The organism is Streptomyces tremellae (assembly GCF_039540215.1).
GTDB classification, from domain to species: Bacteria; Actinomycetota; Actinomycetes; order Streptomycetales; family Streptomycetaceae; genus Streptomyces; species Streptomyces tremellae.
The window spans coordinates 1-19,227 of record NZ_BAABEP010000023.1 but is presented as its reverse complement, the minus strand read 5'-3'; the positions used below and the strand labels follow the sequence as shown (position 1 = coordinate 19,227).

Here is a 19,227-nt window from a genome sequence, read left to right as displayed (position 1 = left end):
CCGGCCGGTTACTTGACGCTGCCCGCGGTCAGGCTGGCCTTCCAGTGCCGTTGCAGGGTGACGAAGGCGACGATCAGGGGGAGGACGGCGAGCAGCGAGCCCGAGACGACCATCGGATAGAAGTCGGGCGTCGCGTTGGCGTTGCTGTGCCAGTTGTAGAGGCCGAGGCTCAGCGGATAGAGCTCCTTGTCGGACAGCATCACGAGGGGGAGGAAGAAGTTGTTCCAGATCGCCGTGAACTGGAAGAGGAAGACGGTCACGAAGCCGGGCATGACCATGCGCAGCCCGATCGACCAGAAGACCCGCAGTTCGCCGGCCCCGTCGATACGGGCGGCTTCGAGCGCCTCGTCGGGGATGTAGCCCGCGCTGAAGATGCGGGAGAGGTAGACCCCGAAGGGGTTGACCAGGACGGGGATCAGCACCGACCAGTAGGTGTTGACGGTGTGGGTCTTGACCGCGAGCAGGTACAGCGGCAGGGAGAGCGCCGTGGACGGCAGCAGCACGCCGAGCAGCACGACGGCGAACAGCTTCTCCTTGCCACGGAAGCGGTACTTGTCGAAGGCGTAGCCGGCCGCGACGCTGACGAGCGAGCAGCCCAGCGCGCCGAGCCCCGCGTAGAGGAGCGAGTTGCCGTACCAGCGGAAGTAGATGCCGCCGTCGTAGGACGCCAGGGTGGAGAGGTTGTGTCCGAAGTCGAAGCCCTCGAAGGAGAAGACGTTGCCGCCGAGGATGTTCCCCGCGTTCTTGGTGGCGGCGGTGACCAGCCAGACGAGCGGGAAGAGGGTGTAGGCGGCGGCGATGGCGAGCAGCGCGTTCACGGCGGCGCGCGAGGTCCAGCGGCCGGCGGCGGAGCGGCCGGTGGGGGCCGGCCGGCGGCCGGTGCGCGGGCGGGTGCCGGGGGCGAGTTGCCCGGCCGGGTCGACGATGAGGGGAGTGGTCATGCCGAGGCTCCCTTCCGGTTGGCGATACGGGTGACGGCGAAGGAGAGCACGGCCGCGGTCAGAGCGATGAGGACGGACGCGGCGGCGGCCCGCCCGTAGTCGTTCAGCTGGAACGCCTCGGCGTAGGCGTACATGTTGGGCGTCCAGGCGCTGGTGATGGCGGACCCGGAGTTCGACAGCAGCAGCGGCTCGGTGAACAGCTGGAGCGAGCCGATGACCGTGAACAGCAGCACGAGGAAGACGGAGGAGCGGATGAGGGGCAGCTTGATACTGAAGGCGGTGCGCCAGTTGCCCGCGCCGTCGACGGCGGCCGCCTCCAGCAGGGAGCGGTCCACGGCCTGGAGAGCGGCGTAGAAGATGACGACGTTGTAGCCGAGCCACTCCCACAGGGCGATGTTGACGACGGAGGGGAGCGCGCCGCCCGAGGAGAAGAAGTCGAATCCGATGCCGCCCGAGTGCATCGCCCTGACGACCGGGCTGAGTCCCGGCGTGTAGAGGTACACCCAGATCAGGGCGGCGATCAGGCCGGGGATGGCGTGCGGCAGGAACAGCGCGAGCTGGAAGAGGCGCCGGGCGCGGGCGAGCGCGGTGTCCAGCAGCAGCGCGAGGGCGAGCGCCCCGCCGACCATGATCGGGATGTAGAGGAGCACATAGCCGCCGAGCACCCGGAAGCCGTCGCGGAACGCGGCGTCAGCCAGGGTGTCGGCGTAGTTGCCGAACCCGTCGAAGACGTCGCGCGGCCCGCCGAAGCCGAGCCCGGACAACTTCTGGGTGAACAGGCTCAGCCAGAGCGCGTAGCCCACGGGAATCAGCATCGCCACGGTGAACAGGGCGAAGAAGGGGGTGAGCAGTACCCCGGCGGCGAGACCGGTGCGCTGGGCGCCGCGGCGGCGCGGGGGCCGGGCCGCGGGGGCGGTGGCGCGGGCGTCCCGGACACCCCGGGCGCCGGCGCCTGTGCTGGTTTCGGTGCTCATGAGGCGTCCTCGACCTTCAGACCGCTCTTGCGCAGGGCGGCCACGGTGGCGCTCTGCGTGGTGGTGATGGCGCGCGGCAGGGTGGTGCCGCCGCCGATGACCCCGTGGAGCTGGTCCCTGAGGGTGTTGTTGGCCGCGGCGGTCGGGCCCCACAGCCAGTGCGGGTCGATCGTCGCGCCGGCCTTCGCGTACAGGGCGTAGAGGTCCTGGCCGCCGTAGAAGCCGGTGTCGATGGCCTTGCGGGCGACGGGTACGAGCGCGGGCGCGGCCGGCAGGGCGGTGGAGGTGCTCGCGCTGACCCGGGCCCGTACGGAGTCGGGGGAGGTCGCCATCCAGAGGATGAACGTCATGGCGGCGGCCGTCTTCCCGCTGTTCTTGGAGACGGCGAAGGTGGAGCCCTGGCTCATGCCGACGCTCGGGTGGGCCGCGTCCCAGCTGGGCATCCGCATCGCCGCCCACTTCCCCTTCTCCTCGGGCACGATGCCCGCGAGGGTGCCCGCGCCCCAGGAGGCGCCCAGGTAGCCGACGGTGGTGCCCGCCTTGAGGGAGGCGGTCCACTCGGGGCTGTAGGAGGGCGCGGTGCTGACGAGCTTGTCGTCGATCATGCCCTGCCAGTACGCGGCGACCCTGCGGGTCGCCGGGTCGCTGGTGTCCACCCGCCAGGCGCCGTTCCTCGTGCTGAACCACGAGGCGCCCGCCTGCCAGGCCATGGTCTGGAAGAACGTCGGGTCGTCGGGGAAGAACGTGGCGATACGGGTGTCGGGCGCGGCCCTCTTCACCTGCCGCGCCGCGGTGCGGAACTCGGTCCACGTCTTCGGCAGCGGGATGTGGTGCTGGGTGAAGAAGTCCTTGCGGTAGTAGAAGATCTGCGGCGAGGCGTCGGACGGCACCGCCCAGTTCCTGCCGCCCATCGTCGTCAGCTGGACGGTCTGGGGGAGGAACTTCTTCTTCACCGCGGGGGTCATGTAGCGGCTGATGTCCTGGAGTGAGCCCTGGCTGACGAACTGGGCGAGCGACGGGTATTCGATCGACAGCACGTCGGGCGCGATGCCCGCCTTCACGGCGTTGGCGATCTTCGGGTAGCCGCCGAGGCCGCCAGAGGGTATCTCCTCGAACTTCACCTTGACGGTGTCGTGCGTGGCGTTGAACTCGTCGGCGACCTGCTGGGACCCCTTGGTCCAGGCCCAGAAGGTGACGGTGACGGGGTGCTCCCGCGTGCCTTCCGCGGGGGCCTGCGCCGCGCCGCCGCACGCCGTGAGCACTGCGAGTGAGACGAACGCGGTGGCGGCTCCCACGGCTGTTCGCAGGGACCGGGACCAACTGCGGCTCACGGCGCTGCTCCTCTTCGTTGGGGGACAGGCGGTCGCGGCGATACTTCGAGCCGCCGTGAGCGAAGTCAAGACCGAAAGATCGAATGATCGGAAAATGAGCGAAACCGCTTGCCCTCAGCGGTCTCAGCGGTCTCGGTGGTCTCGGTGCTCTCAGCGCACCGGGGCGTCGGCCGCGCCGCAGGACGCGCGGACGCGCAGGGTGGGCAGCAGCTCCAGGTGGCGCCGGGGTGCCTCCTGGCCTTCCGCGCCCGCCGTGAGCCGCTCGACCAGCAGCTCGACCGCGCTGCGGCCGACCGCGCGCTTCGGCGGTGCCACGGCCGTCAGCGGGGTGTCGGCGAGCGCCGCGACCTCGTCGTCGTACGTGATGAGGGCGATGTCGCGGGGGACGCGGACGCCGAGCGCGGCCAGGCGCCGCACCATGCGGGTGGCGTCCTCGTCGTTGTGCATCAGCGCCGCCGTGGCCCGGCCCTCGCGCACGAGGTCGCGCACGGCGAGCGCGGTCGCCTCCGGCGGGTGGCCGGGGGTGTCGGGCGTCGAGTCGAGCACCGGGAGGCCGGCGCCGAGGCCGAGCGCGTCGAGCGCCCGCGCGTACCCGGTGCGCACGGCCTGCGCCGTGGGGCTGTCGGAGCGCGCGACGAGCAGCGGCGCGCCGTGCCCGAGCCGTGCCAGGTGGCGCACCGCGATCAGCACGCCGTGCGCGTGGTCGGAGCCGACCCGGTCCATGCCGTCGAGCGGGCCGCCCGGCTCCGCCCTGCGCTCCACCAGCACGGCGTCCACGGGCAGCCGCGCGATCCACTCCGCGTATGCGGCCTGGTGCTCGGGCCGCGTCCAGCTCGGCACGACGAGCAGCCCCTGCGCGCCGGCCGCGAGCAGCCCCGACGCGTGCGCGGCGTCGTCCTCCGGCCGGTAGTCGGAGACCCGCAGGATCAGCCGGGCGCCGAGTGCCGCCGCCGCCTCGTGGGCGCCGCGGATGATGTCCGCGAAGTAGTAGCCCGCGGCGGGCGCGAGCATCCCGATCACCGGGCTGCCGCCGCCGGGCGCCGTCCCGGCGGGCCCGTGCCGCTCGGGCCACGACACCGCGCCGTGCACCCGGTCGAGCAGCCCGCGCGCGGCCAGCGCCTCGGCGTCGCGGCGCGCCGTCACCGGCGAGACGCCCAGCTGGACCGCGAGGTCGGCGACGCGCACCCGGCCGCGCTCGCGCACCAGGTTCAGCAGGCGGTCATGGCGTTCTGCGGCGCCTTCACGCACGGCGGCGTTCTCCTCGCTCCCTCGGCGGACCTCTGAGCGAACCGCGAGGCGGTTCGATCATTCGATCACTGTAATCGAGTGCCGTGCACCCGAATATGCCCCCGGACTCGGACTGTGGCGCTGGAGCCGGACTGTGGCGCCGGACTCGGACTGTGGCGCCGGAGCCGGACTGTGGCGCCGCACTCAGACCGTGGCGCCCGAACCCGAGCCGGAGCCGGAGCCGGGGTCTGCGCTCGCGTCGGCGCCCTGCGCGGCGTCCGCGTCCGCGCTCCCGTGGCGCGGCCCGTACTTGCGGCCCGCCCTGGAGGAGATGCCGCCCAGCAGGCCCCGGGGGGCGAGCCGTGCCGCGCCCATCAGGGCCTTGTAGCGCGGGTCGGGAATGGAGAGCGACCTGCCGCGCGCCAGGTCCGCGAGCGCCGCGACCACCAGCTTGTCCGCGTCGAGCCACATCCAGCTCGGGATGTTGTCGGTGCCGAGGCCCGCGCGCTCGTGGAACTCCGTGCGGACGAAGCCTGGGCAGAGCACCATCAGCCGCACCCCGGAGCCCGCGAGGTCGCGCGCCACGCCCTGGGTGAACTGCACGATCCACGCCTTCGACGCGCCGTACGTGCCGCGCGGCACGAAGGCGGCGACGGACGCGACGTTGACGACGCCGCCGCGCCCGCGCTCCCGCATCCGGGCGACGGCCGCCCTGGTGAGCCTGAGCACCGCCTCGCAGTGCACCTTCAGCATCACCAGCTCGTCGTCGAGCGGCACGTCGAGGAAGGCGCCGCGCTGCCCGAAGCCGGCGTTGTTGACGAGCAGGTCGACGGGGGCCCTCGGGTCGCCGAGCCGCTTCTCGACCGCCTCGATCCCGCTGTCCTTCGACAGGTCGGCGGCGAGCACCTCGGCCTCGATGCCGTGCCGGTCGTGGAGCTCGGTCGCGTGCTCGCGCAGCCGCCGCACGTCACGGGCCACCAGGACGAGGTTGTGCCCGTCCGTGGCCAGGCGCCGCGCGAACGCGGCGCCGATCCCGGCGGTCGCGCCCGTAATCAAAGCAGTCGTCATAGCGGCACGGTAGCGCTTGTGCCGGGCCGCCAGGTCGGCCCCCGGCACGGTGCCCGTGCGGGTTCCACGCGCCGCGACGCCACTAGGTGTAACATACATCTATATGGATGAGGTACAGGGCTGGTGGCGCTCGATCCGCCACAGCTTCACCGCCGCGCTCCGGATCGAGCGCGTCTTCCCCGACCCCGAGGCGATCGCGCGGGCCCTCGCCGCCGCGGTCGGCGCAGCCGTGCTCGGCGCGCTGCTCGGCGACCCGCTCGCCTGGGCGATGGCGACGGTCGGCGCGTTCATCTGCGGCATCGGCACGCTGCTCGCGCCGATCAGGCACCGCGCCGTCAACGCGACCGTGCTCGGCGCCGCCTTCACGCTCGCCGCCCTGGCCGGAGTCTTCCTCCACCCCCTCGGCTGGTGGTTCCTGCTGCCGCTCGGCGCCGTCGCGTACGCGGCCGGGCTGTGGCGCGCCCTCGGCGTCGCGCCCGGCATCCGCGCCTGCCTCGTCGCGATCGGCCTGATGATCACGGCCGACCTGGCGCCGACCACCGCGGCCGGGCTGACCATGGTCGGCTGGATCGGCGTCGGCGCCGCCATGGTCGCCGCCGCCCAGTCGCTCCCGCCGTACGGGCGGCGGCTGCCCGCCCAGCGCAGGGCGCTCGCCGCGCTCTACCAGTCGCTCGCCGGCTACGCCCGCCTGGGCGCCGACCCCGCCGTGCGGCTGCCCTCCGCCCCCTTCACCGCGGCCCGCCGCGCCCTCGACCTGCTGCCGCGCTTCTCCCGCCCGGCCGCTGCCCCGCTGTACGGGCTGCTCGCCGAGGCCGAGGCGGTACGGCGCGCCCTGCACGCCGCCCGCACCCCGGACGCCGTCCCGCGCGAGGCGACCGCCGCCGTGCTCGACGCCGTCGCCCGCGCCCTGCTCACCGGCCGCGCCCGGGACGCGGAGGCGGACGTGCCCGAGGGCGCGGGGCGCGACCTTGCCGCGCGGCTGCGCGAGGCGCAGCGGCTCACAGGGCACTGGCTCGCGAAGCGCGGGCCCGAGGGCCTCGACGGGGTGCTCGGCGCCTTCCCCGCCGTCCACCCCGCGCGCACGGGGGCCCAACTGCTCCGCGCCGAACTGCGGCCCGGCGCACCGCTGTTCCGGCACGCCGTACGCATCGCCCTCGGCACGGTCGCCGCCGAGGCCGCCGGGCGCGCGCTCGGCGACTTCTGGGGCAACGCCCTGCCCCAGCACGGCTTCTGGGCCGCGCTCACCACGATGCTCGTACTCTTCCCCGACTACGGGCACACCTTCGCGCGCGGCTGGGGCCGCCCCATCGGCTCGATCCTCGGCGGCCTCGCCGCCTGGGCCGTGCTGCTGCCCGCGTGGTGGACCCCAGGCGGCCTGGTGACCGCCTCGGTGGTGCTGGTCGCGCTGGTCTACGCGACGCTGCGCGTCGGCCAGTTGGTGCTGAACTTCTTCATCACCGCGTGGATCGTCCTGCTCATCACCCGTCTCGGCTCCGCGCCCCACCTGATCGCCTGGGGCCGCCCGGCGGACACGCTGCTCGGCGCACTGATCGGGCTCGCCGTGTTCGTCGCCGTGCCCACGTACCACCACGACCGCCTGCACACGCTCGTCGCCGAGTGGCTCGACGTGCAGCGGCGGCTGCTGTCCGCGCTGGTCGCCGGGTACACCGGCGCTGGGGCCCTCGACCCGGCCACGGTCGACGTGCTGCGGGGCCTCGCGCGGCAGAGCAGGGAGCGCGTCGAGACCGCGGCGGCCGGTCTCGCCCACGAGCCGCGCGCCCACCGCGCGCACTGGGACGCCGCCGGTCTCGCCGCGGTCCAGGAGTCCCTGCACGAGGTGACCCGCTGCGCCTCCCTGCTCTACGACCTGCTGCCCGCGCGCGACGCGGACGCCGTGCCCGAAGCGGTCGGGCTCGCCGCCGCCGTCGAGTGCGGCCTCGCCCGCCTCGCGGCGGCGGTCACGGCCCGCGGCGCCCTGCCCGCCGGCGCCCTGCGCGCCGACTTCGACGACGTCGCGGCCCGCAGCGGCCTCGCCGACCTGGCGGACCCCGCCGCCCCCGACGGCGTCTCCCGCGCCCGGGGCCGCCTCCTCGCCCTCGGCCTGCGCACGGCCACGACCCTGGAGACCCTGAACACCCGACTCGCCCCAGCACCCGCCCCCGACAGGGAACCCCCGCGCCACCACCCCCGCCACGCGCGCGGCAGGGAGCGCGTGGCCCGCTGATACGGCGACACGTGAGGAGTCGCTCGGTTCGGGTGGGGCCGGCTCCCGGGGAGTCCGGGCTCGCGCGTCGGTGTCAGGGGCGAAGGGTGCGCAGGCCGGTGCGGATCTCGGCGACCAGGATCTCGGGCTGTTCCAGGGCCGCGAAGTGCCCGCCCCTGTCGGCCTCGCCGTAGTGGATCAGATCGCTGTAGGTGTCTTCGATCCAGCTCCGTGGCAGGCGTGGGATGTCCCTCGGGAAGACGGTCACCGCGACCGGAAGCGTCAGCTTCGGGCCGGCGAAAGTGGCCGACTTGTTCTCCCAGTAGATGCGGGCGGACGACGCCGCGCTGTTGGTGAACCAGTAGAGGGATATCGCGTCGAGCATGTCGTCCGTGCTGAGGGCGTCCTCGGCGAGCCCGTGATTGTCGCTCTTGGACTGGAACTTCTCGTAGATCCAGGCTGCCTGACCCGCGGGAGAGTCCGCCAGGGCGAATCCGACGGTCTCGGGCTTCGTGCCCTGGAGGTGGTTCGACCCGCCGAGATCGCCGGTGTAGAGGGCGAGGGTCTCCACGGCGCGGCGCTGTCCCGGGGACAAGGTGTCGGGTATCCGCGCGGGAAAGGCGTACGGGGTGTTCAGGTGGATTCCGAGCAGTCCCGCAGGCCGCATGGCCCCGAGGGCGGTGGTGACGACGGCACCCCAGTCGCCGCCCTGCGCGGCCCATTCCGTATAGCCGAGACGCTTCATCAGCTCCACCCACGCGCTTGCGATGCGCGACACGGTCCAGCCGGTCTTTGTGGGCTTCTGGGAGAATCCGAACCCGGGGAGCGAGGGGATGACGACGTCGAACGAATCGGCGGCGTCGCCTCCGAACGGGACCGGATCGGTCAGCGGGCCGATCAGCTTCAGGAACTCGACGACCGAGCCCGGCCATCCGTGCGTGAGGATCAGTGGCATGGCGTCAGGATTCCTGGACCTGACGTGGACGAAGTGGATGTCCAGCCCGTCGATCTCGGTCAGGAACTGGGGGAAGCGGTTGAGCTCTGACTCGAAGCGCCGCCAGTCGTAGCCGTGCTCCCAGCGGTCGACCAGAGTTCTGGCGTTCTCCGAGCGAACCCCTTGCGACCAGTCGCCCACCGTTTCCGGATCCGGCCATCGGGTTCTGGCCAGGCGTCGCCTCACGTCGTCGATCTCCGCCTCCGGGATCGACACGGTGAACGGGCGGACGTGGGCCGGGGTCTGCGGCGTCGCTGCAGTCATGGCTTTCCTCTCGTCTCCTGAGCTTCCAGGCGCAGCGCAACTCTCCATTGCACACTGCTGTGCAATGTACATTGCTGCACAGCAGTGTGCAATAATGGCGTCGTGCCCACCGAGTCCTCCCGCGTGCGCTCGATGAACGAGACGCGCGATCGCATCCTCGACGTCGCCCTCGACGTGCTGGGAGAGAATCCCGACGCCGGAATGGGCGAGATCGCCTCCGCTGCCGGCGTCGTCCGCCGCACGGTCTACGGCCATTTCCCCTCGCGCCTCGACCTGGTGCGGACGCTCACGGAACGGGCCGTCACCGAGATGACAGGCGTGCTCGCCGAGGTCAACGCCTCCGACGCGGAGGCGGACGCGGCGTGGGTCGCGTTCGTCGCCCGCCTCTGGCCGGTGGCGCACCGGTACCGCGTGCTGCTTGCGCTGCGCCGTGGCGAGTACGGCGAAGCGATCCACGGTCTGCTCGGGCCGTTCGACGAACTCCTCGCCGACCTCGTGCAACGGGGCCAGGACGGCGACGTGTTCGCGCGGCACCTGCCGGCGGACACGCTGAGCCAGCTTGCCTACGGCGTCGTGTTCGCCGTCGCGGACAGCGACCTGCCGAACGGGGCCCCCGGCACCCGAGCGGCGACGATCACGAGCCTGCTGACGCTGGGAGTTCCCGAGACGCGTGCGATCGCCCTCGTGGGCGACCAGCCCTGACCCGCAGCTGTGGAGCCGCACCGGGTGCGGTTGTCGCCCTCGGCCCCGGGGCCCGTGGCGCGTCCGGGCGACCTTCCGTGCCGCTCGTGCCGGCTGCGCCGCTCCCGTGCCGCTCCCGTGCCGCTCTGGCCGGCTGTGCCCCTCCCGTGCGGCCCCGCCGCCTACGCCCGGACCGCCGCGGGCGGCGTCTCCCCCGCGTCCCCGCTCCCGGCCGCCGCGGCCTGCCCGTCGCCGTACCTCGCGACGTACGCCCTGGCCTTCCGCAGCTCCTTGGCGTGCAGCGCGTCGCCCGCTGCGAGCACCCGCGGCAGCAGGTGGCGCTCGATCGTCGACGCGCGGAACGCCAGCTGCACCGTGACGTCGTGGGCGGGCCTGTGCACCACCTCGATCGGGTCGCCCGCCCGGACCGCGCCGGGCGAGAGCACCCGCAGATACGCCCCGGTCTCACCGCGCCGCGTGAAGCGCCGCATCCAGCCGTCCTCGCCGAGCCACGCCTGGAAGGTCCGGCACGGGATGCGGCCGCTGGTGATCTCCAGCAGGAGATCGGCGCCGACCCGCCAGCGCTCGCCGATCAGTGCGTGCGTCAGGTCGACGCCGTACGTGGTGAGGTTCTCGCCGAACGCGCCGTTGGGCAGGGGGCGGCCGAACTCGGCGGCCCAGTGGTCGAGGTCCTCGCGCGCGAACGCGTACACCGCCTGGTCGCTGCCGCCGTGGAAGCGGTGGTCGCACACCGCGTCCCCGGCGAGGCCGCCGCCGCCCGCCTTCTCGGGGCCCGGGTCCCTCACCATGACCGGGCCGGCGACGGGGCGCTTGTCGATGCCCGTGACGCCGCCCGGCGCGTCCGTGTAGGGGACGCGCCGGGGCCGCCCCACGTTGACCGTCAGCACCATCATGGCGGCCACCGTAGTGGTGCCGGTGTAAAAGCATCCACCCCGTTTGTCCAGGAACCCCAAAGGGTGTCTTATGCCCCCGTAGACTCGGAAGCGTGATCGAAGCCCGCCATCTGCGCGTCCTGCGCGCCGTCGCCGCCACCGGGTCGTTCTCCGGCGCCGCCCGTGAGCTGGGCTGCACCCAGCCGGCCGTCAGCCAGCAGATGAAGTCCCTCGAAGCCTCGGCGGGCACGCGCCTGCTCGTCCGCGCGGGCCGGGAGACCCGCCTCACCCAGGCGGGTGAGGCGCTGGTCCGGCATGCGACGGGCATCCTCGCAGGACTCACCGCGGCGGAGGAGGAGGTCGCCGCGATTGCCGGTCTACGCGCGGGCCGGGTGCGCCTTGTGTCCTTCCCGAGCGGCAGTTCCACGCTGGTGCCCGCCGCGCTCGCCGCGCTGCGCGCCGCCCACCCGGGCACCCGCGTCTGTCTGGAGGAGGCCGAGCCGCCGCGCTCGGCCGCACTGCTGCGGGACGGCGAGTGCGACGTGGCGCTCGCCTTCCGCTACGAGGGCGGCGAGAGCGAGTGGGACGACCTGGTGGTGCGACCGCTCCTGGTGGACCGCCTCGTGGGGCTCGTGCCCGAGGGGCACCCCCTGGCGGACGCGGGGAAGGTGGCGCTCGCCGACCTCGCGGACCAGCCCTGGATCGCGGGCTGCCCGCGCTGCCGCACCCAGCTGGTCGACGCCTGCGGCGCGGCCGGCTTCGTGCCCCGCATCGACTTCGCCACCGACGACTACCCGGCCGTGACGGGCCTGGTGGCCGCGGGGCTCGGGGTGGCCATGCTGCCCGAGCTCGCGCTCGCCTCGGTCCGCGCGGAGGGTGTCAGGCGGCTCGGCATCGACCCCCCGGTCTCCCGCGAGATCGTCGCGCTCACCCTGCCCGACCTCGCGGCCGTGCCCGCGGTCGCCGCCACCCTCGACCAGCTGGCGGTCGCCGCCGCGCCCTGACCGCCCGTGGGGGCGGCGGGCCGGAGCACCCGAGGGCGTGCGGACGCGCACCCGACCAGGCCCCGGCCGCGGGGACGACTGCGCGCAGGAACGTTTCTTCTGTTGGTCGCCGTCTCGCGGCGTCAGTCGTCCGCCGTGCCGTCGGGGCCGTCGACGGCCCCGACGCCGTCGAGGCGGTCGCGTCCGCCCACCGCGGCCGAGGCGGGGACCAGGCGGGTGCGCGCCCTGCCCATCAGTTCCTCGCGCTCGTCCTCCGTCAGGCCGCCCCACACGCCGTACGGCTCCCGCACCGCCAGTGCGTGCGCCGCGCACTCCGCGCGGACCGGGCACCGCATGCACACCTCTTTCGCCGAGTTCTCTCGTGCGCTCCGTGCCGCACCCCTCTCGCCCTCGGGGTGGAAGAACAGCGAGCTGTCCACACCCCGGCAGGCCGCGAGGAGCTGCCAGTCCCACAGATCCGCGTTGGGTCCGGGAAGGCGGGAGAAATCTGCCATTGCTCATATCCCCTTGAAGCCTGGACGGCGTCGGATGCTCATGACGGTACATCTCTTGTGTAAGTAGATGTAAATATGACTCTTTGCGAATCTAGCCCCAGACACCACCAGAAGCGAAGAAAAGCCTCTAAATGGGGCATAGCTCTGCGTGAGGGACCCGTAACTCTTTCGGGTGACCATCGTTGATGAGGTCAGGCGGTTGAGAGAACAAGCGATCGGGCACATGCCCGAGAGCATCAACCGCGCAGATGACGACATGTACAGCCTGGAGGCTCAAGGTGACGCGCATCAGCTGCGGAGGACGTTCATGACATCCGTGCTCGTCTGCGACGACTCCCCGCTTGCCCGAGAGGCGCTCCGCCGCGCGGTCGCGACCGTGCCCGGCGTCGAGCGCGTGACGACCGCGGCCAACGGCGAGGAAGTGCTCCGCCGCTGGGGCGCCGACCGCTCCGACCTGATCCTGATGGACGTGCGCATGCCGGGCCTCGGCGGCGTCGAGACCGTGCGGCGGCTGCTCTCCGCCGACCCGGGCGCGCGGATCATCATGCTCACGGTCGCCGAGGACCTGGACGGCGTCGCGCTCGCCGTCGCCGCGGGCGCCCGCGGCTACCTGCACAAGGACGCGTCCCGCGCCGAGCTGCGCGCCACGGTCACCCAGGCGCTCGCCGACCCGACCTGGCGGCTCGCCCCCCGGCGGCTGCGCTCGGCCGAGATGGGCGCGGCGCCCACGCTCACCGCGCGCGAGATCCAGGTGCTCGAAGGCATGAGCCACGGCAGGTCCAACGCCGAGATCGGCCGGGAGCTGTTCCTCTCGGAGGACACGGTCAAGACCCACGCGCGCCGCCTCTTCAAGAAGCTCGGCGCCTCCGACCGCGCGCACGCGGTGGCGCTCGGTTTCCGCTGGGGCCTGGTGCGCTGAGACCGCAGGGCTCCCCGCCCGTACGGCACGGGCACGTACACGGAGGATCGCGGCCGGCGGACTCGTACCCGGTTCCGCCGGAGCCCTCCACGGCCCCCGCGACGCGGCGGGCCGCCGCCCCCTCCCGGGAGCCCGCCACCGCGCGGCGCGGGACGATCCGCTCGGCGCTGCGGTCCGAGGGGCGCATCCGGCGGAAGCGCGACGGCCCAGGCCCTCCAGCCCCCTCAGCAGCGGGGTTCCACGGCCGGGGGCCGCGCCGGGCGCAAGGCACGCGACAGCGCCGTACGGCCCACGGCCCGTCGCATCCGTTTCCCGCGCGATGACGCATCCTTGACTGTGTGGAGTTCCTCGGGGACCAGCCGGACGAGCGCGAGGGGAGGGCGCAGGATGAGTTCCGCCGCACCTGCTCATAACGCTTCGGTGCACAACGACAGACGCGGTGCCGCGAATCAGAGCCCGCCAAGGCACCATGGACCGATGCGCGACGACGAGACGACGGCGATCGGTGCTCTCGTCCATCGGGCTGTCGACGGCGACGAACAGGCGACCCACGACCTCCTGGCGCACGTCCATCCGCTCGCGCTGCGCTACTGCCGTACGCGGCTGAGCCGACTGCCGGGCGACGCACGCCACTTCGTCGAGGACCTCGCGCAGGACGTGTGCGTGGCGGTGCTCATGGCGCTGCCGCGCTACCGCGACACCGGCAAGCCCTTCGAGGCGTTCGTCTTCGCCATCGCGGGCCACAAGGTGGCCGACCTCCAGCGCGCCGCCATGCGGCACCCCGGCTCGACTGCCGTGCCGTCCGACGAGATGCCGGAGCGCCCCGACGACTCGCTCGGCCCCGAGGAGCGCGCGCTGCTCAGCAGCGACGCCGAGTGGGCGAAGAAGCTCCTCGCCAACCTCCCGGAGACCCAGCGCGAACTGCTCGTCCTGCGCGTCGCGGTGGGTCTCACCGCCGAGGAGACGGGACAGGTGCTCGGCATGTCGCCCGGCGCGGTGCGCGTCGCCCAGCACCGGGCGCTGAGCAGGCTGCGGGCGCTCGCCGAGCAGTGAGCCGCGGCGGACCCGCTGTGCCGCGGGGCCCCGCACGCGGGAGATCGCGGGAGATCTCTGCCACGTACGGAATGCCCACAGGCCCGGCCGGCGGGTCCCCGGGGCGGGCGGTCCCCGGCGGGTGCGAAGCGGCCCGTACCGGCGCCGAGCGCCGTGGCAGCAGGTCGCGGGGCCTGCGGCGGGTGTGGGCGGCCGGCCGGTGGGCAACCGCTCACGGTAGCGGCGCGGTGGCGGTCGGTGGGTCCGTTCCCCGCGGTTTCCGCGGACGGAGTCAGGGACCCCTCCACGGCCGTTAGCATGGACATCCGCACCGATCAAGGCCATATGGGGAAGGTGTCATGACTGCGAACGTCGACGGAGTGCCCGAGAAATTCGCGACACTAGGGCTGACATACGACGACGTGCTGCTGCTGCCGGGCGCCTCCGAGGTCCTGCCGAACGAGGTGGACACCTCCTCCCTCGTCTCGCGCAACGTCCGGGTGAACATCCCCCTGCTCTCGGCGGCCATGGACAAGGTCACCGAGGCGCGCATGGCCATCGCGATGGCCCGCCAGGGCGGCGTCGGCGTGCTCCACCGCAACCTCTCCATCGCCGACCAGGCCAACCAGGTGGACCTGGTCAAGCGGTCCGAGTCCGGCATGGTCACGGACCCGATCACGGTCCGCCCCGACGCGACGCTCGGCGAGGCCGACGAGCTGTGCGCGAAGTTCCGCATCAGCGGGGTGCCGGTGACCGACGCGGGCGGCAAGCTGCTCGGCATCGTCACCAACCGCGACATGGCCTTCGAGTCGGACCGCCGCCGCCAGGTGCGCGAGATCATGACGCCGATGCCGCTGGTCACGGGCAAGGTCGGCATCTCGGGCGTCGACGCGATGGCGCTGCTGCACCGCCACAAGATCGAGAAGCTCCCCCTCGTGGACGACGAGGGCGTGCTCAAGGGCCTCATCACGGTCAAGGACTTCGTGAAGGCCGAGCAGTACCCGAACGCGGCGAAGGACTCCGAGGGCCGCCTGCTGGTCGGCGCGGCCGTGGGCGCGAGCCCCGAGGCGCTCGACCGCTCGCAGGCCCTCGTCGAGGCCGGGGTGGACTTCCTCGTCGTGGACACCTCCCACGGCCACAACAGCAACGCGCTGAGCTGGATGGCGAAGATCAAGTCCGCGGTCGGCGTGGACGTCATCGGCGGCAACGTCGCGACGGCCGACGGCGCGAAAGCGCTGATCGACGCCGGTGTCGACGGCGTCAAGGTCGGTGTGGGCCCCGGCTCCATCTGCACCACCCGCGTGGTCGCGGGCATCGGCGTCCCGCAGGTCACCGCGATCTACGAGGCCGCGTCCGCCTGTCTCACCGCCGGCGTCCCGGTCATCGGCGACGGCGGTCTCCAGTACTCGGGCGACATCGGCAAGGCCCTCGCCGCCGGCGCGAGCACGGTGATGCTCGGCAGCCTCCTCGCGGGGTGCGAGGAGTCGCCGGGTGAGCTCCAGTTCATCAACGGCAAGCAGTTCAAGTCGTACCGCGGCATGGGCTCGCTGGGCGCGATGCAGTCGCGCGGCCAGGGCCGGTCGTACTCGAAGGACCGCTACTTCCAGGCCGAGGTGGCGTCGGACGACAAGCTCGTCCCCGAGGGCATCGAGGGCCAGGTGCCCTACCGCGGCCCGCTCTCCGCGGTGCTGCACCAGCTCGTCGGCGGGCTGCGCCAGACGATGGGGTACGTGGGCGCGGCGTCGATCGGGGAGATGGAGAGCAAGGGCCGCTTCGTGCGCATCACGGCGGCCGGGCTCAAGGAGAGCCACCCGCACGACATCCAGATGACCGTGGAAGCGCCGAACTACAGCTCGCGCTGAGCGCTCGCGCGCGGACCGTACCGCCGGGGCGGCGCCGGGACACCGGCGCCGCCCCTGTGCCGTGCCAGGCTGCGCCCCTCGGGGATACTTGGACGCGGCAGACGTAGCAGGGAAAGGCGACATCGTGACTGAGATCGAGATCGGGCGCGGCAAGCGCGGCCGCAGGGCGTACGCGTTCGACGACATCGCCGTCGTGCCCAGCCGGCGCACGCGGGACCCCAAGGAGGTCTCGATCACGTGGCAGATCGACGCCTACCGCTTCGAGCTGCCGTTCCTCGCCGCCCCGATGGACTCGGTGGTCTCGCCGCAGACCGCCATCCGCATCGGCGAGTTCGGCGGCCTTGGTGTCCTCAACCTCGAAGGGCTCTGGACCCGGTACGAGGACCCGCAGCCGCTGCTCGACGAGATCGCGGGCCTTGAGGAGGCCACGGCCAACCGCCGCCTCCAGGAGATCTACGCGGCCCCGATCAAGGAGGAGCTGATCGGGCAGCGCATCAAGGAGGTGCGGGACTCCGGTGTCGTCACGGCGGCCGCGCTCTCCCCGCAGCGCACCGCGCAGTTCTCCAAGGCCGTGGTCGACGCGGGCGTCGACCTCTTCGTGATCCGCGGTACGACGGTCTCCGCCGAGCACGTGTCCGGCGCCGCGGAGCCGCTCAACCTCAAGCAGTTCATCTACGAGCTCGACGTGCCGGTCATCGTCGGCGGCTGCGCCACCTACACGGCGGCGCTGCACCTGATGCGCACGGGCGCCGCGGGCGTCCTCGTCGGCTTCGGCGGCGGCGCCGCGCACACCACGCGCAACGTGCTGGGTATCCAGGTCCCGATGGCGACGGCCGTCGCGGACGTGGCCGCGGCCCGCCGTGACTACATGGACGAGTCGGGCGGCCGGTACGTGCACGTGATCGCGGACGGCGGCGTCGGCTGGTCGGGCGACCTGCCGAAGGCGATCGCCTGCGGCGCGGACTCGGTGATGATCGGCTCGCCGCTCGCGCGCGCCTCTGACGCGCCGGGCAAGGGCCGCCACTGGGGCATGGAGGCCGTCCACGAGGACGTGCCGCGCGGCAAGCTCGTCGACCTGGGCGTGGTCGGCACCACGGAGGAGGTCCTCACGGGCCCCTCGCGCATCCCGGACGGCTCGATGAACTTCTTCGGCGCGCTGCGCCGCGCGATGGCGACCACCGGCTACAGCGAGCTCAAGGAGTTCCAGCGGGTCGAGGTCACGGTCGCGGACGCCCAGCACAAGCGCTGACACCCCACTGCGGGCGCCCTCAGAGGCGGTGGGCGGCGCCCGCCGGGCTCGCGCCCCGGGTGTCGAGCAGCAACTGCGCCTTGACCGCGAGCCCCTGGAGGTCGTAGGTGCGGTGGTGCTGGAGCAGCACCGTCAGGTCGGCGTCGGCGGCCGCCTCGTACAGCGACTCGGCGCGGGGTACGGGCAGGCCGCGCACGCCCCAGTCGAAGACGTACGGGTCGTGGTAGCTGACGCTCGCGCCGAGGTCCATCAGCCGGCCGGCGATCTCCGTGGCGGGTGACGCCTCCTGGTCGGCGAGGTCCTGCTTGTAGGTGACGCCGAGGAGCAGTACCCGGGCGCCGCGCGCGGACTTGCCGTGCTCGTTGAGGAGGGTCGCGCAGCGCTGGATCACGTACTGCGGCATGCGGCCGTTGATCTCCTGCGCGAGGCCGACCATCCGCAGCGGGTGCGGGTGGCCGGGGGCGCGGCCGGTGTGCGGGAGGTAGCCGGGGTCGATGGGGACGCCGTGGCCGCCGACGCCGGGCCCCGGCCGGAAGGCCTGGAAGCCGAACGGCTTGGTCTCCGCGCATCTGATGACGTCCCACAGGTCGACGCCGAGGTCGTGGCAGAGGATCGCCATCTCGTTGACGAGGGCGATGTTGACGTGCCGGAAGTTCGTCTCCAGCAGCTTGACGGTCTCCGCCTCGCGCGGGCCGCGCGCGCGGACCACCTTCTCGGTGAGGCGTCCGTAGAACGCGGCGGCCGACTCGGTGCAGGCGGGGGTGAGGCCGCCGATCACCTTGGGGGTGTTGGCGAGGCCGTGGGTGCGGCTGCCGGGGTCGAGGCGTCCGGGGGAGTACGCGAGGTGGAAGTCACGTCCCGCGCGCAGCCCGGAGCCCTCTTCGAGCAGGTCGCGCAGGAACCCCTCGGTGGTGCCCGGCGCGACGGGCGACTCCAGCAGGACCGTGGTGTGCGGGCGCAGCCGGGCGGCGAGCGCGCGGGCCGCCTCGCCCACGGCGGTCAGGTCGGGGGTGCGGTCGGGGCCGAGCGGCGCGGGCGCGCAGATCACGGCCGTACGGACCCGGCCGAGCTCGGCCGGATCGGTCGTGGCGCGGAAGCCGCCCGACAGCATGCGGCGTGCCTCGGCCGCGGTGAGCGCCCCCTCCGCGGGGGTGTGGCCCGCGGAGAGCTGGGCGACGGGCCGCGGGTCGGTGTCGAAGCCGACGGTGGCGACGCCTGCGGACACGGCGGCGCGTGCCAGCGGCAGGCCGAGATGGCCGAGTCCGACGACGGCGAGGTCTGCAGGCATGGCGGCGGCCGTCCTTCCCTGGTCCGAGCGGTTGTGGACGCCTGCCGGGATGCGGGCGGCGGGCGGGGCCTGCACGGACGCGGGGAGCGGGCGTGCACGGCGGCCCCGACGCACGCAGCGGTCAGGCGCACTGTCAGACTAGGCGTAAATATGACCGTTATGTCGCATTGGTGGATTGTGCAAGTCGGCGTGTTGTCGCAGGTGGGGGCGGTCGCCAAGGGTGCAACCGGATTGCGATGACCGGTATCTGACGCGGCGTCGCGCCCTGTGCCCGGGGAGAAGCCGGGGAGAAGCCGCCCCGCGTTGCGCGTCCGTGACCGCAGTCGGCCCCGCCGGCGCGGGAGTTGGGGGCGAGGTGTGACTACCGGCGCCGGGCGGGGGCACCCGGTCACCGGCGCGTGCTCCACGGGCGCGCGTCCGGGCCCCCGCCGCCGGTTCCGGGGCGGTGCCGGCGGCGGAGGCCCGGCCGGGCCCGGTGCGGGTGGTGCGTGTGCGCCGGGCACATGCCCCGCTCCCGCACGGGGCGGCGAACGGCTGCGCTACCTTCTGACCCGGGGGGAGCCGGGGTCGCCGCGTGGGGGACAATGGAGCCTCTGGCGGGGCGCGTTACGGGATTCGCAGAGGGGACGCATGTCGGAGGCTGAGCAGCCGCGGAGAGCGGCGCGGGACCCGCAGCGGGACGAGCCCCGACGGGACGCCCCCACGCCGGACGAACCCGCAGGTGACGAGAGTGCACGCCCGACCGCGCGGGGCGCGGGGGCCGCCCAGGCCGAATCCGCGCGCGACGCGCAGCCGGAGGCGGA

General features: G+C 73.2%; 15 protein-coding genes and 1 pseudogene. 7 read left to right on the top strand and 9 right to left on the bottom strand.

The annotated features are described in order from the left end of the window. Positions 1-8: 8 nt before the first annotated feature. The 5 genes and pseudogenes from ABEA77_RS17350 to ABEA77_RS17330 all read right to left on the bottom strand — a co-directional run. Positions 9-941 (bottom strand): carbohydrate ABC transporter permease, encoded by a 933-nt coding sequence (locus ABEA77_RS17350; protein ID WP_345647889.1) that lies wholly within the window; start codon positions 939-941, stop codon positions 9-11. Beyond that, the gene (locus ABEA77_RS17345) at positions 938-1,915 is read right to left on the bottom strand and encodes a carbohydrate ABC transporter permease (RefSeq protein WP_345647886.1); all 978 of its coding nucleotides are present in this window, start codon (positions 1,913-1,915) and stop codon (positions 938-940) included. Before ABEA77_RS17345 ends, ABEA77_RS17350 begins: the two co-directional genes overlap by 4 nt. Further along, a complete protein-coding gene (locus ABEA77_RS17340) occupies positions 1,912-3,246 on the bottom strand; it encodes an ABC transporter substrate-binding protein (protein ID WP_345647883.1) in 1,335 nt (444 codons plus the stop codon). Before ABEA77_RS17340 ends, ABEA77_RS17345 begins: the two co-directional genes overlap by 4 nt. Before the next feature lie 150 nt (positions 3,247-3,396). Then, positions 3,397-4,494, bottom strand: coding sequence for a substrate-binding domain-containing protein (locus tag ABEA77_RS17335; RefSeq protein WP_345647880.1), 1,098 nt, complete (start codon positions 4,492-4,494; stop codon positions 3,397-3,399). Between the two features lie 276 nt (positions 4,495-4,770). Next, positions 4,771-5,541: pseudogene (locus tag ABEA77_RS17330) on the bottom strand (SDR family NAD(P)-dependent oxidoreductase); the annotation flags it as partial. Between the two features lie 103 nt (positions 5,542-5,644). On the opposite strand from ABEA77_RS17330, the gene ABEA77_RS17325 reads away from it, so the two are divergent. Continuing rightward, on the top strand, positions 5,645-7,765 hold the full coding sequence (locus tag ABEA77_RS17325; protein ID WP_345647877.1) for an FUSC family protein: 2,121 nt from the start codon (positions 5,645-5,647) through the stop codon (positions 7,763-7,765). Positions 7,766-7,838: 73 nt separating this feature from the next. Here the strand turns inward: ABEA77_RS17325 and ABEA77_RS17320 are convergent, their stop codons facing one another. Next, positions 7,839-9,002: an epoxide hydrolase family protein gene (locus ABEA77_RS17320; RefSeq protein ID WP_345647874.1), complete on the bottom strand. Its 1,164-nt coding sequence runs from the start codon at positions 9,000-9,002 to the stop codon at positions 7,839-7,841. A 102-nt stretch (positions 9,003-9,104) separates the two neighbouring features. Between ABEA77_RS17320 and ABEA77_RS17315 the strand changes: the two genes are divergently transcribed. Further along, a complete protein-coding gene (locus tag ABEA77_RS17315) occupies positions 9,105-9,704 on the top strand; it encodes a TetR/AcrR family transcriptional regulator (protein ID WP_345647871.1) in 600 nt (199 codons plus the stop codon). Positions 9,705-9,865: 161 nt separating this feature from the next. Here ABEA77_RS17315 and ABEA77_RS17310 read toward each other — a convergent pair whose 3' ends face one another. Then, positions 9,866-10,597 carry an MOSC domain-containing protein gene (locus ABEA77_RS17310; RefSeq protein WP_345647868.1) on the bottom strand — a complete coding sequence of 244 codons (732 nt, stop codon included), beginning with the start codon at positions 10,595-10,597 and terminating at the stop codon, positions 9,866-9,868. Positions 10,598-10,689: 92 nt separating this feature from the next. Here ABEA77_RS17310 and ABEA77_RS17305 point away from each other — a divergent pair, with 92 nt between their 5' ends. After that, positions 10,690-11,580: a LysR family transcriptional regulator gene (locus tag ABEA77_RS17305; protein WP_345647865.1), complete on the top strand. Its 891-nt coding sequence runs from the start codon at positions 10,690-10,692 to the stop codon at positions 11,578-11,580. A 122-nt stretch (positions 11,581-11,702) separates the two neighbouring features. On the opposite strand, the gene ABEA77_RS17300 is transcribed toward ABEA77_RS17305, so the two are convergent. Then, positions 11,703-12,074 (bottom strand): WhiB family transcriptional regulator, encoded by a 372-nt coding sequence (locus ABEA77_RS17300; protein WP_345647862.1) that lies wholly within the window; start codon positions 12,072-12,074, stop codon positions 11,703-11,705. Positions 12,075-12,381: 307 nt separating this feature from the next. Here ABEA77_RS17300 and ABEA77_RS17295 point away from each other — a divergent pair, with 307 nt between their 5' ends. From ABEA77_RS17295 to ABEA77_RS17280, 4 genes are all read left to right on the top strand, one after another. Continuing rightward, on the top strand, positions 12,382-12,993 hold the full coding sequence (locus ABEA77_RS17295; protein ID WP_003948568.1) for a response regulator transcription factor: 612 nt from the start codon (positions 12,382-12,384) through the stop codon (positions 12,991-12,993). A 477-nt stretch (positions 12,994-13,470) separates the two neighbouring features. Further along, a complete protein-coding gene (locus ABEA77_RS17290) occupies positions 13,471-14,046 on the top strand; it encodes a sigma-70 family RNA polymerase sigma factor (protein ID WP_345647859.1) in 576 nt (191 codons plus the stop codon). Positions 14,047-14,384: 338 nt separating this feature from the next. After that, a complete protein-coding gene (gene guaB, locus ABEA77_RS17285; protein ID WP_345647856.1) occupies positions 14,385-15,887 on the top strand; it encodes an IMP dehydrogenase in 1,503 nt (500 codons plus the stop codon). 124 nt (positions 15,888-16,011) lie between these two features. Beyond that, positions 16,012-17,136 carry a GuaB3 family IMP dehydrogenase-related protein gene (locus tag ABEA77_RS17280; RefSeq protein ID WP_345647855.1) on the top strand — a complete coding sequence of 375 codons (1,125 nt, stop codon included), beginning with the start codon at positions 16,012-16,014 and terminating at the stop codon, positions 17,134-17,136. Between the two features lie 19 nt (positions 17,137-17,155). Here the strand turns inward: ABEA77_RS17280 and ABEA77_RS17275 are convergent, their stop codons facing one another. Next, positions 17,156-18,424, bottom strand: coding sequence for a nucleotide sugar dehydrogenase (locus tag ABEA77_RS17275; RefSeq protein WP_345647852.1), 1,269 nt, complete (start codon positions 18,422-18,424; stop codon positions 17,156-17,158). Positions 18,425-19,227 lie beyond the last annotated feature (803 nt).

What these genes read in the sequence shown, in the direction of transcription:
- ABEA77_RS17320 (WP_345647874.1), bottom strand. Translation starts at nt 9,002, where the DNA reads ATGACTGCAGCGACGCCGCAGACCCCGGCCCACGTCCGCCCGTTCACC.
- ABEA77_RS17290 (WP_345647859.1), top strand. Translation starts at nt 13,471, where the DNA reads ATGCGCGACGACGAGACGACGGCGATCGGTGCTCTCGTCCATCGGGCT.
- ABEA77_RS17325 (WP_345647877.1), top strand. Translation starts at nt 5,645, where the DNA reads ATGGATGAGGTACAGGGCTGGTGGCGCTCGATCCGCCACAGCTTCACC.
- ABEA77_RS17345 (WP_345647886.1), bottom strand. Translation starts at nt 1,915, where the DNA reads ATGAGCACCGAAACCAGCACAGGCGCCGGCGCCCGGGGTGTCCGGGAC.
- ABEA77_RS17350 (WP_345647889.1), bottom strand. Translation starts at nt 941, where the DNA reads ATGACCACTCCCCTCATCGTCGACCCGGCCGGGCAACTCGCCCCCGGC.
- ABEA77_RS17275 (WP_345647852.1), bottom strand. Translation starts at nt 18,424, where the DNA reads ATGCCTGCAGACCTCGCCGTCGTCGGACTCGGCCATCTCGGCCTGCCG.
- ABEA77_RS17300 (WP_345647862.1), bottom strand. Translation starts at nt 12,074, where the DNA reads ATGGCAGATTTCTCCCGCCTTCCCGGACCCAACGCGGATCTGTGGGAC.
- guaB (WP_345647856.1), top strand. Translation starts at nt 14,385, where the DNA reads ATGACTGCGAACGTCGACGGAGTGCCCGAGAAATTCGCGACACTAGGG.
- ABEA77_RS17295 (WP_003948568.1), top strand. Translation starts at nt 12,382, where the DNA reads ATGACATCCGTGCTCGTCTGCGACGACTCCCCGCTTGCCCGAGAGGCG.
- ABEA77_RS17310 (WP_345647868.1), bottom strand. Translation starts at nt 10,597, where the DNA reads ATGATGGTGCTGACGGTCAACGTGGGGCGGCCCCGGCGCGTCCCCTAC.